The sequence below is a fragment of the Streptomyces blattellae genome (assembly GCF_009709555.1).
In the GTDB taxonomy this organism is placed as follows: Bacteria; Actinomycetota; Actinomycetes; order Streptomycetales; family Streptomycetaceae; genus Streptomyces; species Streptomyces blattellae.
On sequence record NZ_WJBG01000114.1, the window covers coordinates 46,282 to 61,491 of the forward strand.

General features: G+C 71.1%; 15 protein-coding genes. 10 read left to right on the top strand and 5 right to left on the bottom strand.

Annotation, left to right across the window (positions count from 1 at the left end; genetic code table 11):
- Positions 1–265 precede the first annotated feature (265 nt).
- Positions 266–1,459, top strand: coding sequence for a MarP family serine protease (locus GFH49_RS07575; protein WP_155055011.1), 1,194 nt, complete (start codon positions 266–268; stop codon positions 1,457–1,459).
- Positions 1,460–1,461: 2 nt separating this feature from the next.
- Here GFH49_RS07575 and GFH49_RS07580 read toward each other — a convergent pair whose 3' ends face one another.
- Positions 1,462–1,953 carry a GNAT family N-acetyltransferase gene (locus tag GFH49_RS07580; protein ID WP_196217889.1) on the bottom strand — a complete coding sequence of 164 codons (492 nt, stop codon included), beginning with the start codon at positions 1,951–1,953 and terminating at the stop codon, positions 1,462–1,464.
- Between the two features lie 87 nt (positions 1,954–2,040).
- Between GFH49_RS07580 and GFH49_RS07585 the strand changes: the two genes are divergently transcribed.
- Together GFH49_RS07585 and GFH49_RS07590 are read left to right on the top strand one after the other, a co-directional pair.
- Positions 2,041–2,937: a TIGR01777 family oxidoreductase gene (locus GFH49_RS07585; RefSeq protein WP_196217890.1), complete on the top strand. Its 897-nt coding sequence runs from the start codon at positions 2,041–2,043 to the stop codon at positions 2,935–2,937.
- A 171-nt stretch (positions 2,938–3,108) separates the two neighbouring features.
- Complete coding sequence (locus GFH49_RS07590; RefSeq protein ID WP_155055013.1) at positions 3,109–4,506, top strand: NAD(P)/FAD-dependent oxidoreductase; 1,398 nt, start codon at positions 3,109–3,111, stop codon at positions 4,504–4,506.
- 132 nt (positions 4,507–4,638) lie between these two features.
- Here the strand turns inward: GFH49_RS07590 and GFH49_RS07595 are convergent, their stop codons facing one another.
- Positions 4,639–6,075: an NsdA family TPR-like regulatory protein gene (locus GFH49_RS07595; RefSeq protein WP_155055014.1), complete on the bottom strand. Its 1,437-nt coding sequence runs from the start codon at positions 6,073–6,075 to the stop codon at positions 4,639–4,641.
- 248 nt (positions 6,076–6,323) lie between these two features.
- On the opposite strand from GFH49_RS07595, the gene lipB reads away from it, so the two are divergent.
- From lipB to GFH49_RS07615, 4 genes are all read left to right on the top strand, one after another.
- Positions 6,324–7,124 carry a lipoyl(octanoyl) transferase LipB gene (gene lipB, locus GFH49_RS07600; protein ID WP_155055015.1) on the top strand — a complete coding sequence of 267 codons (801 nt, stop codon included), beginning with the start codon at positions 6,324–6,326 and terminating at the stop codon, positions 7,122–7,124.
- 240 nt (positions 7,125–7,364) lie between these two features.
- Positions 7,365–8,354, top strand: a complete 990-nt coding sequence (lipA, locus tag GFH49_RS07605; protein ID WP_155055016.1) for a lipoyl synthase — start codon at positions 7,365–7,367, stop codon at positions 8,352–8,354.
- Between the two features lie 273 nt (positions 8,355–8,627).
- Positions 8,628–8,828 (top strand): SCO2195 family GlnR-regulated protein, encoded by a 201-nt coding sequence (locus GFH49_RS07610; protein ID WP_155055017.1) that lies wholly within the window; start codon positions 8,628–8,630, stop codon positions 8,826–8,828.
- A gap of 93 nt (positions 8,829–8,921) precedes the next feature.
- Complete coding sequence (locus GFH49_RS07615; protein WP_155055018.1) at positions 8,922–9,623, top strand: DUF4191 domain-containing protein; 702 nt, start codon at positions 8,922–8,924, stop codon at positions 9,621–9,623.
- Between the two features lie 38 nt (positions 9,624–9,661).
- Here the strand turns inward: GFH49_RS07615 and GFH49_RS07620 are convergent, their stop codons facing one another.
- The 3 genes from GFH49_RS07620 to GFH49_RS07630 all read right to left on the bottom strand — a co-directional run bounded on the left by GFH49_RS07620 (position 9,662) and on the right by GFH49_RS07630 (position 12,174).
- Positions 9,662–10,168 carry a flavin reductase family protein gene (locus tag GFH49_RS07620; RefSeq protein ID WP_155055111.1) on the bottom strand — a complete coding sequence of 169 codons (507 nt, stop codon included), beginning with the start codon at positions 10,166–10,168 and terminating at the stop codon, positions 9,662–9,664.
- 157 nt (positions 10,169–10,325) lie between these two features.
- The gene (locus GFH49_RS07625) at positions 10,326–11,501 is read right to left on the bottom strand and encodes an acyl-CoA dehydrogenase family protein (protein ID WP_155055019.1); all 1,176 of its coding nucleotides are present in this window, start codon (positions 11,499–11,501) and stop codon (positions 10,326–10,328) included.
- 205 nt (positions 11,502–11,706) lie between these two features.
- A complete protein-coding gene (locus GFH49_RS07630) occupies positions 11,707–12,174 on the bottom strand; it encodes an RDD family protein (protein WP_155055020.1) in 468 nt (155 codons plus the stop codon).
- 209 nt (positions 12,175–12,383) lie between these two features.
- Here GFH49_RS07630 and glnA point away from each other — a divergent pair, with 209 nt between their 5' ends.
- From glnA to htpX, 3 genes are all read left to right on the top strand, one after another.
- On the top strand, positions 12,384–13,793 hold the full coding sequence (gene glnA, locus GFH49_RS07635; RefSeq protein WP_155055021.1) for a type I glutamate--ammonia ligase: 1,410 nt from the start codon (positions 12,384–12,386) through the stop codon (positions 13,791–13,793).
- 109 nt (positions 13,794–13,902) lie between these two features.
- Positions 13,903–14,169 carry an SCO2583/SCO2584 N-terminal domain-containing protein gene (locus GFH49_RS07640; RefSeq protein ID WP_155055022.1) on the top strand — a complete coding sequence of 89 codons (267 nt, stop codon included), beginning with the start codon at positions 13,903–13,905 and terminating at the stop codon, positions 14,167–14,169.
- A gap of 122 nt (positions 14,170–14,291) precedes the next feature.
- Positions 14,292–15,209, top strand: a complete 918-nt coding sequence (htpX, locus tag GFH49_RS07645; RefSeq protein WP_155055023.1) for a zinc metalloprotease HtpX — start codon at positions 14,292–14,294, stop codon at positions 15,207–15,209.
- Position 15,210: the final 1 nt, after the last annotated feature.

The following is a 15,210-nucleotide window of genomic DNA, read 5'->3' on the forward strand; positions in this document are numbered from 1 at the left end:
TGTGCCACCTGGTGGAACCAAGGTCCGGGTCCGGGACGTTTTTACGGGTACACGCACGCGTGGCTCGGGGCTCAGGGGCCCTGGAGCGCCCGAAGGGGCACGGGGCTGTGACACATGCGGCTCCGCCGCGCGGGCGCGACCGGCCACGACGAGCCCGCAGACGACCGACGGCCGAGCGCGGCACAACCCGCGGAGCGGTTGCGCGTGTGGCTGATCACTGGGCCCCTCCCCCGCGTATTAAGGGGTCCGAGAGAAAGGCGGCCTGGTGGACCTGCTCGACATCGTGCTGTTGCTGCTGATCCTGGCTTACGCGGCGTCCGGCTACCAGCGCGGACTGGTGGCCGGCTGTGTCTCACTGGCCGGCTTCGTCGGCGGTGCGGTGATCGGCGTGTGGATCCTGCCGTGGATGGTGGACCTGGCGACGCCGGGCTCGACGACGGCGACGGTGACCGCCGTGCTCACGGTGCTGGTTCCCGCGGTGGTCGGCCATGAACTGGCGGGCCGCCTCGCCCTGCGGCTGCGGCGGGAGCTGGGCCGTGCCAGTCTCGGTCCGCTGCGGGTGGCCGACGGGGTGGGCGGAGCCGTGGCGAACTCGGTGGCCGTGCTGATCGTGGCGTGGGTGGCCGCGAGCGTCCTGGGCGCGTCCTCCTCCCCGCTGGTCACGACCGCGATCCGGGACTCACGGCTGCTCGGCACGGTCCAGGACGCCATGCCGGACACGACGCCCGCCTGGTTCTCCCGGGCCACGTCCGCGCTGACCGAGGCGGGCTTCCCACAGGTCTTCAACCCGTTCGAGAACGAGTCGACGGCCCAGGTCGCCGAGCCCTCGGGCGACAGCGTCACCGCGAGCGCCACCAACGCCGCCAAGCTCAGCACCGTGAAGATCGAGGGCGTCTCCGGCGTCCAGGGCCGCGAAGGCAGCGGCTTCGTCTACGCCGACCAGCATGTGATGACCAACGCGCACGTGGTGGCGGGCATCGACGACCCGAGCGTCCGGGTCGGCGGGGTCGGGCGGTCGTACGAGTCGCGCGTCGTGCTCTTCGATCCGGACAAGGACGTGGCCGTGCTGTACGTGCCCGACCTGAGCGCCCCTGTCCTGCGTTTCGACGACGAGGCCGCCCGCGGCGACGCGGCGGTGGTCGCGGGCTATCCGGAGGGCGGCGACCTCGACCTCCAGGCGGCGACCGTCGCGGGCGAGGTGCAGGCGAACGGCCAGAACATCTACAGCGACGACACGGTCACCCGCGAGATCTACTCGGTCCGCTCGACGGTCCGCCCCGGCAACTCCGGCGGCCCGCTGCTGACCACCGACGGCCGGGTGTACGGCGTCGTCTTCGCCCGCTCCACCTCCGACGACCGGACCGGCTACGTCCTGACCGCCGACGAGGTCGCCGACGACGCCCGGCGCGCGGCCGACGCGACGGAACCGGTGGACACGGGCGATCTGATCACGTCGTAGGACTACCTCAGGCTGCGCCCCATGCACACGTCGTCGACGTACTCGCCGTCCAGGAGGAACTCCTCCGGCAGCACGCCCTCCACCGCGAAGCCCTCCGACTCGTAGAGCTTGCGGGCCGCGGTGTTGTGGCCCAGGACGCGCAGCGTGATCCGGCGTGCCCCCTGCCGCCGTGCCTCGTCCTGCACGGCCCGCAGCAGCGCCCGCGCGACTCCGGCGCCGCGCGCCTCCTCCGCGACCGCGAGCCCCTGGATCTGGCGGACGTGGGAGTTGCACGCGAGCGGCGTCGGGAAGGCCAGCCGGATATAGCCGACGACGGCCCCGTCGAGTTCGGCGACGAGATGGTCGCGCGGCCCGAAGCGGTCGTTGTAGAAGGGCTCGTACGGCGGCTGGGGGCGCGGCTGGACGGAGTGCAGCGTCGACCAGGTGACCCGGTCGAGGCGACCGAGTGCCTCTTCGTCGTCGAGGGTCGCGTGGCGTATGTACGGGACAGGCATGGCGGCCACCCTACGACGGCACCGCGATCCGGCTCGGCCCACGGCCCTGTCCGCGCTGTGCCGCTCTCCTGCGGTCATGCTGGGTTCATGGAGCGTTCGCGAATCGCGGTGGCCGGTGCGTCCGGTCTGATCGGCAATGCCCTGGTGCGGTCCCTGACCGCGGACGGGCACGAGGTGGTTCGCCTGGTGCGCCGCGCGCCCCGGGCGAAGGACGAGGTCCGCTGGGACCCCGAGGCCCGGCGGGTGGACGCGGCCGGGCTCGCCGGGTGCGACGCCGTGGTCAACCTCGCGGGCGCCGGGGTCGGCAGCCGGCGCTGGACGGACGCGTACAAGGCGAGGATCCGCCGCAGCCGGGTCCTGGGCACCTCGGCGCTGGCGGAGGCCATCGCCTCCCTGGACGATCCGCCGCGGGTCTTCGTGGCCGGCAGCGCGATCGGCTTCTACGGCGAGACGGGCGACCGCCCGGTCGACGAGAGCGCCCCGCACGGGGAGGGTTTCCTGCCCGAGCTGTGCGTGGAGTGGGAGGGCGCGGCGGCCCCCGCGCGGCAGGCGGGCGTGCGAACGGTGTTCACGCGCACGGGACTTGTGGTGGCCCGCGAGGGCGGGGCCTGGGGAAAGCTGTTCCCGCTCTTCAAGGCCGGGCTCGGCGGGCGGATGGGCGACGGACGGCAGTACTGGTCGTTCGTCTCGCTGCACGACGAGGTGGCCGCGATCCGCCATCTCATCGACACCGACGGGCTGTCCGGGCCGTTCAACCTGACCGCCCCGGAGCCGCTGACGAACCGTGAGATCACCGCGGCGATGGGACGCGTGCTGCACCGGCCGGCCCTGTTCACGGTGCCCGCGCCCGTGCTGCGGACCGTACTCGGCGAGATGGCCGGGGATGTGCTGGGCAGCACGCGGGTGCGGCCGGCCCGGCTGCTGGAATCGGGCTTCACGTTCGCGTTCCCGGACATCGAGGGGGCGATCCGGGCCGCACTGTGACACTGACGGCGCCTTGTCGGCCGTATGCGACCGCTGTGCGACCGTGCCCTGTCGATGCGCGACTTCCTTTGGCCGATCAGCGGCCTAACCTCAAGCCGACTCGGGTATTCCAGAAGCCTGTTGGGGGCATGACGTCTCCACCGGCCGCGCAACCTCGACGAGGAGGGGCACGTGCTTGAGCCCGCGTACCAGGCGGACGTCGTCATCGTGGGAGCCGGGGTCGCCGGCCTCTCGGCGGCTCATCGGCTGAACAGCGCAGGAGTAACGACCGCGGTCCTGGAGGCCGCCCCTTACGTCGGCGGCCGGATGTCGACCGAGAAGGTCGACGGATTCCGGCTCGACCGCATCGGACAACTGCTGTCCACGACGTATCCCGAACTCGGCCTGACGCCGGGGCTCGACGCGCTGGTGCTGCGCCCGTTCGCGCCGGGTGTCCTGCTGCACAGCGGCGGAGTGCGCCACCGCGCGGGCGCCCCGGCGAACGGAGGGGGCGCAAGGGGCGCACTCCACGCCGTGCGCGCCCTCGCGAGCGCCCCCTTGCCGGTGTCCGTGCCCCTGGGCCGCAGCACACCGACGGGCACCCCCCGGAACCGGACGGCCGCCCCCCGCCCGCGGACCGGCGCCCCGCTCGGCACCGCCGTGGACCAGGCCCGCCTCGCCGCCGCACTCGCCCGGCTCGCGGGCACGCCCGTCGAACGCCTGCTGACCCGCCCCGAGTTGCCGGCCGGCGAGGCCCTCGCCGCCCGAGGCGTCCCCGCGCGGACGATCGACGGCTTCCTGCGTCCCCTGCTCGCCGCCCTGCTGTGCGACCCGGAGCTGACCACGTCCAGCCGCTGCGCGGACCTCGCCCTGCGGGCCTTCGCGAGCGGGCTGCTGTGCGTTCCGGAGGGCGGCGCCGACATGCTGCCGGAGCTGCTGGCACGGACGCTGCCACCGGGCACCGTGCGCACCGGCGTGCGGGTCACGTCGGTCGCCACGACCTCGGTGACCACCGCCGAGCACGGCGAGTTCCACTGCCGGGCCGTCCTGGTGGCCACCGACGCCCGCACCGCCGCCGACCTGCTGCCCGGCCTGCGCGTCCCCGGCTTCCACCCGGTCACGGTGGTCCACCACACCACGGACGAGCCCCCCAAGACCGGCCCCTCCCTCGTCCTCGACGCCGACCGCGGCGGCCCGGTCGCCCACACGGCGGTGGTCAGCGAGGTCGACCCCAGCCGGGCCCCCGCAGGCCGCGCCCTGATCTCCTCGACGATCCTCGGCACGCCCCCACCGGACGCCGACACGGCCGTACGCATCCACCTCGCCCGCCTCTACGGCACCCCCACCACCCGCTGGGAGACCCTCGCCGTCCACCACACAGCAGAGGCCGTCCCCACCATGCGCCCCCCACACGACCTGCGCCGCCCGGTACGCCTCCTGGCAGGCCTGTACGTCTGCGGCGACCACCGGGACACCAGCACGGTCCAGGGCGCCCTCCACTCGGCACACAGGGCGGCGGCGGCGATAGTGGCGGATCTTGGGGCGGCGGGTTCGATGCACATGGCGGAACCGTTACGAGCGGCGGCATAAGAACGCCGGGCCCACCCGCGCCCCTGAAGGGGCGCGGGGCTGTATCGACATGCGGCTCCGCCGCGCGGGCGCGACCAGCCACAACGCAACCCGCACCCGGCGACAACCGGTCGGAGTTACGGCGCGGAGCCCCTACAGCAGCGCAGCGACCTTGTCCCGATACCCCCGAACCGGCGCCGCGTCCTTGTACGGCTCCAACCGCCGCTCGAAGTCCCTCACATACTCCACCGCCCGCACCGACCGCATCTCCGCCGCGGCCCCCGCCGCCTCCGCCCCCAACGTGCACGCCTGATCAAGCTCCCCCAGCCCGAGCCGCGCGGAGGCAAGCACCACACGGCAGAACAGCCGACTGCGCGCATACGAGGGCGCACGCAGCTGCAACGACCGCTCCGCATGCTGAGCCGCCGCCCGGAACTGCTGCAGATCCCGATGGCAGTGCCCGAACTCATCGGCGAGCTGCGCCTCGTCGAAGAACCGCGCCCAGTGCGGGACTTCGTCGCCGGGCCGAGCCGCCTCCAGCGCCCGCTCGGCCCGCACCAGCGACGCCGTGCACGCCCGCACCTCGCCGAGCACCCCGTGCCCCCGCGCCTCGACCGCGTGCAGCAGCGCCTGCACGACGGGCGGCGCGGTCGTCCCGACCCCCTGCTGCGCCACCCGCGCCAGCTGTACGGCCTCCCGCCCGTGCCCGAGATAGACGGCCTGCCGGCTCATGGTGATCAGCACGAACGAGCCGTACGCCCGGTCGGCCGCCGCCTGCGACAGCCTGAGCGCCTGCACGAAGTACCGCTGGGCGAGCCCGTGCGCGGCGATGTCGTACGACGTCCAGCCCGCGAGCCGGGTCAGATCGGCGGCGGCCGCGAACAGCCGGCGGCCGGTCTGCTCGCCGTACGTCCCGCGCAGCATCGGCTCGCACTCGTGCTCCAGATAGCGCACGAGGGCCTGCCGGGCGTGGCCGCCGCCGTATCTGTCGTCCAGGGTGCGGAAGAGTTCGCCGACCGAGCGGAGGGCGGCGATGTCACCGCCGGTGACCCGCTGGCCGTGGGCGCGTTCGGCCTGGCCGCGCTGGCGGGGCAGCACCGGGCGGCCCTGCGCGGGGACGCGGGCCGGCTGCTCGCCGCGGGCCACCTTGTCGTCGGCGCGGCCGATCAGCCAGTCCCGGCTGGGCACGACGAGACCGGCCGCGGTGAACGCGATCTTGCGCAGTTCGGCGTGGCTGCCGGAGTCCTTGCGCCACAGCCCGCTGACGATGTCGACGGCCTCCTCGGGGGCGCCGGCGAACTCCAGCCCCGCGTACACCGGCGCGCAGGCGTCGAGGCCGAGATCCTGGGCGGTGAGCCGCCGCCCGAGCCGCCGGGTGAACACCTCGGCGATGAGTGCGGGCGTCGTCCCTCTGGGCTGCTGGCCGCGCAGCCACCGGGTCACGGATGTCTTGTCGTATCTGAGGTCCAGCCCGTGTTCGAGTCCGAGCTGGTCCACTCGACGGGCGAGACCCGCGTTGGAGAACCCCGCTTCTGCGATGAGCGCGGCGAGCTGTCGGTTGGGAGTGCGCTGCGCGGGTCGTTCCGTCATCTGCGGTACGGTCTCCTGCCTTTCGGGCCTCGCGGAGGCCCTGCGCTGCCCGGATCGCCGGTGAGCAGCGTTTTCGGCCTCTGTGAACGGCGCGAATGTAGCGGAGAGTGAGCACGCAATCACACACTTCACCGTCCATTCATCCGATCGTGTGAGGATTGCCCGCAGGACTGACGGGCATCGACCGGACGTACAGTGGCGTGGGCAGGTTACGTGCCTGACACAGCCATCCGAGGGAGGCGCTTGCCGTGAGTGGGTTGCGATTCGTCCGCATGGGATTCGGAGCGGACGCCGTCGAATACCAGGAGGCGTGGGACGAGCAGCGCCGGGTCCACGCGGCACGCTTCGAGGACGAGGTTTCCGACACCGTGCTGCTCCTGGAGCACCCCCCGGTGTATACGGCGGGCCGCCGCACGGCCGCGGACGAGCGCCCCCTCGACGGCACCCCGGTCATCGACGTGGACCGCGGCGGCAAGATCACCTGGCACGGCCCGGGCCAGCTGGTCGGCTACCCCATCCAGAAGCTCCCGCGTCCGGTGGACGTCGTGGCGCATGTACGACGCCTGGAAGAGGCCCTGATCCGCACCTGCACGGAGTTCGGCCTGGAGACCAGCCGGGTCGAGGGCCGCAGCGGAGTGTGGATCCTCGGCGACCCGGTCGAGCGGCGCCCCGCCCTGGGCGGACTGTCCCTGGACTTCGACCCCCGCCTGACCGACGACGAGTTCGACCCCCGCCTCAACGGGCCGGAGTACGCCCCCTCCAACGCCGGCCAGCGCCGCGAGGACCGCAAGATCGCCGCGATCGGCATCCGCGTGGCCAAGGGCGTGACGATGCATGGCTTCGCCCTGAACGTGAACCCGGACACCAAGTGGTTCGACCGCATCATCCCGTGCGGGATCCGGGACGCGGGCGTGGCCTCGCTGGCGAGCGAACTCGGCAGGGACGTGACCATCGACGAGGTACTGCCGGTCGTCGAGCGGCACCTGGAGGACGTACTGGAGAACGCGGAGTTCAAGCCGCGGGAGACCGAGAAGGCACCGGCCGCATAGGACTGCCCGTCCGGCGTTTGAGGACGAGGCCCTGGCGGGGTCGAAGTGGGCGGAGCCCTTTCGGAGCCCTTTCGGAGTCCTTTCAAGGACGGGACGGGTAGGGGCGGCGGGGCGAAGACCTTTCCACGCGCGCCCGGCACGGGAATGCACCCCGGTTCCGCAGGGTTGGCCACCCCGGGGACCGAAAAGGCACGGGCGTACCCTGGTGTACGCCGAAGAATCGAAGCACAGGGAGCCGACGTGTCCGCAGTCTCACCGGACGGACGCAAGATGCTGCGCCTGGAGGTCCGCAACAGCCAGACCCCCATCGAGCGCAAGCCCGAGTGGATCAAGACCCGGGCGAAAATGGGTCCCGAGTACACGAAGATGCAGAACCTCGTGAAGAGCGAGGGCCTGCACACGGTCTGCCAGGAAGCCGGCTGCCCCAACATCTACGAGTGCTGGGAGGACCGCGAGGCCACCTTCCTCATCGGCGGCGACCAGTGCACCCGGCGCTGCGACTTCTGCCAGATCGACACCGGCAAGCCCGAGGCCCTCGACCGTGACGAGCCGCGCCGGGTCGGCGAGTCCGTGGTCACCATGGACCTCAACTACGCCACGATCACCGGCGTCGCCCGCGACGACCTGGCGGACGGCGGCGCCTGGCTGTACGCCGAGACGGTCCGCCAGATCCACGAGCAGACCGCCTCCCGCGAGGCCGGCCGCACCAAGGTCGAGCTCCTCGCCCCGGACTTCAACGCCGTACCGGAGCTGCTGGAGCAGGTCTTCGAGTCCCGCCCCGAGGTCTTCGCGCACAACGTCGAGACGGTCCCGCGGATCTTCAAGCGCATCCGCCCGGGCTTCCGCTACGAGCGCTCGCTCGCGGTCATCACCGCAGCCCGCGACTTCGGCCTGGTCACCAAGTCGAACCTCATCCTCGGCATGGGCGAGACCCGCGAGGAGATCAGCGAGGCGCTGAAGCAGCTGCACGAGGCCGGCTGCGAGCTGGTCACCATCACGCAGTACCTGCGGCCGAGCGTCCGCCACCACCCGGTGGAGCGCTGGGTCAAGCCGATGGAGTTCGTGGAGCTGAAGGACGAGGCCGAGCAGATCGGTTTCTCGGGCGTCATGTCCGGCCCGCTGGTCCGCTCCTCGTACCGCGCGGGACGGCTGTACCAGATGGCCGTCGAGCTGCGTCAGTCAGCCGCTCCGCAGCGGGGTGGCGCGTACGTCGCCTCGCAGGCTGTCTGACATATCGTCACCCCCTTTTCCCCGCCGGGCTCCGGGCACACGTGTGAATTCGCGCACAAGAAACTACCCACCGGTAGTGGCCAAGTCGGCGCGGCCCTGAACGTCCTCGCAGATGGCGGCGTACATCAGGGCCGCGTCAGGGTTTTCGGCCTTCCCATCAAGGCTTCATTGGCGTTTGACCGGCCGGTCACGCCCTGGTAACACCATTCAGTGACGCTCAACTCACGCCACGTACACCCGTATCCGGAGCCGTACCGAGGGGGGACCTCCACCATGCAGGCCGCGCCCGTCCGCGCCACCGCCATTCCGTCCTTCACCAACGCCCTGCGCGCCGTCGAGTCGCTGCTGCTGAGCAGCGGCCAGCGCACCGCCCGCCGCAACGCCTGGACCTCCGTCCTGGAGGACCGCCGCCGCGCCAAGGACCGGGTCGAGACGCAGCGCGTCCTGGAGCGGACCCTCACCGGGCGCTCCTGACCGGCGCCTGCTGAAACCTTCCCTCCGTCTCCTTCCGCCTCCTTCCCGGCACTGCCGTCGTCCGCGCTCCCGGGGCCACGTAGACTTCGTGGCATGGCGAGGAAGGACACGGCAGCGGACGCTGCGGAACCCGGGCGACTGAAGCAGATCGCTCTGACCTACAAGATGACCCGCAGGGCCGACAAGAAGATCGGTCTTGTACTCGCGACAGTCGGAATCGTCACCCTCGGTGTCTTCCTCGCGATCGGGTTCTGGATCGGTCACCCCATTTATCTCGGCATCCTGGGCCTGCTGCTCGCCTTCCTCGCGACGGCGATCGTGTTCGGGCGCCGGGCCGAGCGGGCCGCCTTCGGGCAGATGGAGGGACAGCCGGGCGCGGCCGCGGCGGTGCTGGACAACGTCGGCCGGGGGTGGACGACGACCCCCGCGGTGGCGATCAACCGCAGCCAGGACGTGGTGCACCGGGCCGTCGGCAAGGCCGGCATCGTGCTGGTCGCCGAGGGCAACCCGAACCGGGTGAAGAGCCTGCTGGCCGCCGAGAAGAAGAAGATGAACCGCATCGTCGCGGACGTGCCGGTGCACGACATCATCGTCGGCACGGGCGAGGGCCAGGTCGAGCTGAAGAAGGTGCGCACCACCATGCTGAAGCTGCCGCGCGTGCTGAGCGGTCCGCAGGTGACGGCCACCAACGACCGGCTGCGCGCCATGGGCGACCTGATGAGCAACATGCCGATGCCGAAGGGCCCGATGCCGAAGGGCATGAAGCTGCCGAAGGGCGGCCCGAAGGCCCGTTGAGGTCCGAGGTCGATGTCCGAGATTGATGTCCTAGGGGATCAGGCCAGCGTCCTGAAATCCCGGTCGTAGTAGACCATCGGGGACCCCTCACCCAGCCGTACACCCGTCACCCGGCCGATCAGGACCGTATGGTCCCCGGCCGGGTGACGTGCGTGTGCCTCGCAGTCCAGCTCGGACAGGGCCTGCTTCACCGTCGGCAGTCCGCCGGGGCTCAGCCGCATCCCGCCGGACGCGAACTTGTCGGTGCCCTTGGTGGCGAACCGCAGCGCGAGCGGCTGGTGGACCGGGGCCAGCACGCTCACCGCGAAACGGTCGCAGCGCGCGAACGACCGCGCCGAATCGGCCGAGTTCGCCAGGCACACCAGGACCATCGGCGGCTCCAGCGACACCGAGCAGAAGGAACTGGCGGTGAATCCGCGGGGGGTGCCGTCCTGGCACCGGGTGGTCACCACCACGACGCCGGAGGGAAAGCGGGCCATCGCGGTCCGGAACTCCTCGGGCACCACCAGCGCTTCGGCCAGGGCTACGTCGTCCGGTACGGCCATGTCAGCCGGTATGTCTACGTCAGCGGCTATGTCTACGTCAGCCGGTATGTCTACGTCCTGCTGTTCCGTCATGACGGCCGCACCACCTGTTGGCCTCGGCGTGTTTCAAGGTCGACTATGACGCCGCCGCCCCTGCCCAGCAACCGGACGACGTACGTCACACGGGCTTGGTCCGCCCCGCGCCGGACAGCGCCCAGGCGCCGTACGCCGCACCGGTGGACTCGAAGGAGAGCGCCACATGGGAGGCGGCGCTGTTCACGTCCCGCCAGAAGCGCTGCACCGGGTCGGTGGCGGACTGTCCGGACGTCCCGCTGGTGCGGAAGACCCGGCCGACCGCCGAGACCAGCAGCTCCACCGCCAGCGCGAGATCCCTGGCCCCACGGACCGCCGCCTCCCCCTCCGGCGGGGTCTCCGTGCCGTCGGCGACCGCCGCGGTACGCCGGACGAGGAGTTCCGCGGCGTCCACCTCGGCGGCCGAACGGGCCAGGGAGATCTGCGTCGAGGGCATCTCGCTCACGGCCCGGCCCCGCCGGTCGACCCGGGAGGCGGTCCGCTCGACCCAGGCCGTCATCGCGCCCCGCACGGCGCCGACCAGCGGGGCGGCGAACGGCAGCGAGTTCACGGCGTACATCGGCACGATGTGGCAGCGCGCGTCCGACGCGGGCGCCCGCCCGGCATGGACGGCGGACCGTGCCAGGGTGCGGTGCTCGGGCACGTGGACGTCGGAGAGGACCAGGGTGTCGCTGCCGGTCCCGCGCATGCCCACGGAGAACCAGCTGTCGGTGATGGTGAAGTCGGCCTTGGGCACCGCGAAGTACCGCACTTCGGGCCGCCCGTCGACGGACTGCCCGTCGACGGACTGCCCGTCCGGTACGGCCGCGCAGGCCAGCGCCCAGTCGGCGAAGTGCACCCCGCTGATGTACTTCCACTCGCCGCTCAGCCGCCAGCCGCCTGCCACCCGCTCCGCCCTGCCGGACGGCATGAGCGCGGCGGCCACCATGGTGTCCGGGCCGTCCGCCCAGATCTCCGCCTGCCCCTCGGCGGGCAGGAACGCCGCGTAGCGTCCCGCGTAGGCGGACAGCGACGCCGCCCAGGCCGCCGACGTACATCCCTGTCCGACCACGAAGACCGCCGAGGTCAGCTCGGAGAAGCCGCCGGCCGTGCCGCCGTGCGCCACCGGCACGAAGTGCCGCGCGAAACCGGCGTCGCGCACCGCGTGGACCACCTGCGGCGAAAGGCGCCGGGCGGCCTCCGCCTCCTCCGTGTGCCGGGCCGCGATGCCGGCGACCTGGGACGCCCGAGCCACGATCGTCGACATGTTGTCGTACGACATCTTGTCCAACCACCTCCGCCGATATGGCGGCAGTGTTCCGAACGCGGTTCGACGCCGACGGCACCCCGGGCCGTGCCCGGCCCGGCCGTCACCCGACCGGCGTCATATGTGAAGACCGCGGCGAATCCGGGACCGGGCCGGCTCAGACACGGACCGCGGCGGCTCAGATCCGGACCGCGATGGCTCAGATACGGACCGCGATGGCTCAGATACGGACCTCGACCGTGCGTGCCAGCCGGTCGTGCAGTCCGCGTCCGTCGCGGTCCCAGATCAGGGCCGGGACCGCGACACAGAGCAGGGCCGAGCGCAGCAGGGGGCGGAGCGGGCTGGCGGCGCCGGTGTCCAGGTGGACGACGCGCAGGCCGAAGAGGCGCTTGCCGGGCGTGAAGCCGATCGTGCCGACGGTCAGGGCGCTCATGACGAAGAAGACGAGCAGGGCCCAGTTGCTGGTCGCCTGGTCGTAGCCGTCCGTGATGAGACCGTATGCGATCAAGAGGCACAGCGCCCAGTCCACGGCGAGGGCGCCGAGGCGGCGGCCGGGGCGGGCGATCGAACCGGGCCCGTCCTCCGGGAGACCGAGCTGCTCTCCGCGGTATCCAAAGTCGGCCCCGGCGTCTTCCATGGCCGCGCGGGGGCCGGAAAGCCACGATCCGATTGCTTGCCTCTTGTCCACCCGTACACGGTACTGCGCGCCTGTCCGACCAGGGCACGGCGGGGTGTTTCCGGGCTACCGTGGAACCCGAGCCGGTTAACTTGTGCGAAACAAATGGGTCACGCCAGAGAAATCACGCGTCCCTAGGGTCGAGGTCAGCGTGTGCCACCGCACTGGCCGCACGAACGAACTACCACCCCGGCGGGACGGTCGGGAGTAGGAGGAGCTGGATGTTCCAGAACGCCGACGAGGCCAAGAAGTTCATCGCGGACGAGGACGTCAAGTTCATCGACGTCCGCTTCTGCGACCTCCCGGGCGTCATGCAGCACTTCACGGTGCCTGTCGATGCGTTCGACCCGGATGACGAGCTGGCGTTCGACGGCTCCTCGATCCGCGGCTTCCAGGCCATCCACGAGTCCGACATGGCGCTGCGCGCGGACCTGTCGACCGCCCGCGTCGACCCGTTCCGCCGCGACAAGACGCTGAACATCAACTTCTTCATCCACGACCCGATCACCGGCGAGCAGTACAGCCGTGACCCGCGCAACGTGGCGAAGAAGGCCGAGGCGTACCTCGCGTCCACGGGTATCGCCGACACCGCGTACTTCGGCCCCGAGGCCGAGTTCTACGTCTTCGACAGCGTCCGCTTCGCGACCAGCGCGAACGAGTCCTTCTACCACATCGACTCCGAGGCCGGCGCCTGGAACACCGGCGCCATCGAGGACAACCGCGGTTACAAGGTCCGCTACAAGGGCGGCTACTTCCCGGTCCCGCCGGTCGACCACTTCGCCGACCTGCGCGCCGAGATCACCCTGGAGCTGGAGAAGGCCGGCCTGAAGGTCGAGCGCCAGCACCACGAGGTGGGCACCGCCGGCCAGGCGGAGATCAACTACAAGTTCAACACGCTGCTCCACGCCGCCGACGACCTCCAGCTCTTCAAGTACATCGTGAAGAACGTCGCCTGGCGCAACGGCAAGACCGCGACCTTCATGCCGAAGCCGATCTTCGGCGACAACGGCTCGGGCATGCACGTCCACCAGTCCCTGTGGGCCGGCGGCTCCCCGCTCTTCTACGACGAGGCCGGTTACGCGGGCCTGTCGGACACCGCCCGCTACTACATCGGCGGCATCCTCAAGCACGCCCCGTCGCTGCTGGCCTTCACCAACCCGACGGTGAACTCGTACCACCGCCTGGTCCCGGGCTTCGAGGCGCCGGTCAACCTGGTGTACTCGCAGCGCAACCGCTCCGCGGCCATGCGTATCCCGATCACGGGCTCCAACCCGAAGGCCAAGCGCGTCGAGTTCCGCGCGCCCGACTCCTCCGGCAACCCGTACCTGGCCTTCTCGGCCCTGCTCCTCGCGGGCCTGGACGGCATCAAGAACAAGATCGAGCCGGCCGAGCCGATCGACAAGGACCTGTACGAGCTGGCTCCCGAGGAGCACGCGGGCGTCCCGCAGGTCCCGACCTCCCTCCCGGCCGTCCTCGACTCCCTTGAGCGCGACCACGAGTTCCTCCTCCAGGGCGACGTGTTCACCGCCGACCTGATCGAGACGTGGATCGACTTCAAGCGCACGAACGAGATCGCGCCGCTGCAGCTGCGTCCGCACCCGCACGAGTTCGAGCTGTACTTCGACGTGTGATCGGCGTGTGATCGGCGTCTGTGCCTCCGGCGGCGCCCCCGTTCCTGGTTCTCAGGGCGGGGGCGCCGTCGTATCTTGGGGGTACGACTGTTCGAGGAAGGTAACGGGGATGGCCGAACAGCACGACGGGGAGCGGGAGTACGACCTGAGGTGGGCGGACTCGGCCGAGCACAAGGAGCCCTCCGCGCGGGCCCGGATGCTGGCCGCGCGCTGGAAGGAGAATCCCCCCGGTCCCGTGCCGTTCCGTGGTGACGCCGATCCGGTGCGCAGGCGTCGGCGTGGGCGCTCGCCGTGGATATCGACGGCGGTGGTGCTCGGCTGCGTGGCCGCGGTGATCGTCCTCCTGGGCTACGCCGACTTCCGGGCTCCCTGGTAAGGATCTTCGCGGCTCCTGATTCTGCGGGCTTTGCGGCTCCTAGAACTGATCGCGACCGCGTCATGGCGTGGCCGGGTGCACACTGGCAGTGGGGCGAGTGCCTGACTGCCGAGGTGATGCAGATGCAGAGCCGATTCCAGAGCGACCGGCGCCTGACCGTGCGGATGACGGCCACGCTTTTTCTGCTCGGATTGCTGTACGTGGCCTTTGTCGCCGCGCTGATCGCGCTGCTGAAGTCCTGGGTCCTGGTCGTGGTGGTCGCGGCGGCCATTCTGGGGGCTCAGTACTGGTTCTCCGACCGGATCGCGCTGTTCGCGATGCGCGGGCGGGTGGTGGAGCGCGAGGAATACCCGGAGCTGCACGCGGTGATCGACCGGCTGTGCACGCTTGCGGACCTGCCCAAGCCGACGGTCGCCGTATCCGATATGGACATGCCGAACGCGTTCGCCACCGGGCGCAACGCCGACAAGTCCGTGATCTGCGTGACCACCGGTCTGCTACGACGTCTGGAGCCGGCCGAGCTGGAAGGCGTACTGGCGCACGAGCTGTCGCATGTGGCGCACAAGGACGTCGCCGTGATCACGATCGCGTCGTTCCTCGGTGTGATCGCGGGGCTGATCGTGCGGTTCGCGTTCTACTCGCAGCTCTTCGGCGGCGGGCGCCGGGACCAGAACACCGCGGTGGTCTTCATGGCGGTGATGGGTGTCTCCGCGGCCGTCTACGCGATCAGCTTCGTGCTGATCCGGTCCCTGTCCCGGTACCGGGAGCTGGCGGCGGACCGGGCGGCGGCGCTGCTGACCGGCCGCCCCTCGACACTGGCGTCCGCGCTGACCAAGGTGTCGGGCGACATCGCCCGGATCCCGACCAAGGACCTGCGGACGGCGCAGGCCTTCAACGCCTTCTACTTCACCCCGGCCCTGGGCAAGGAGCCCGGCATCGCCCGCTACTTCTCCACCCACCCCAGCCTGGAGCAGCGGATCGACCAACTGGCACGGATCTCCGCCGAGTTGGGTGAGGCGGCGGCTCCCGGAAAGGGGTGAG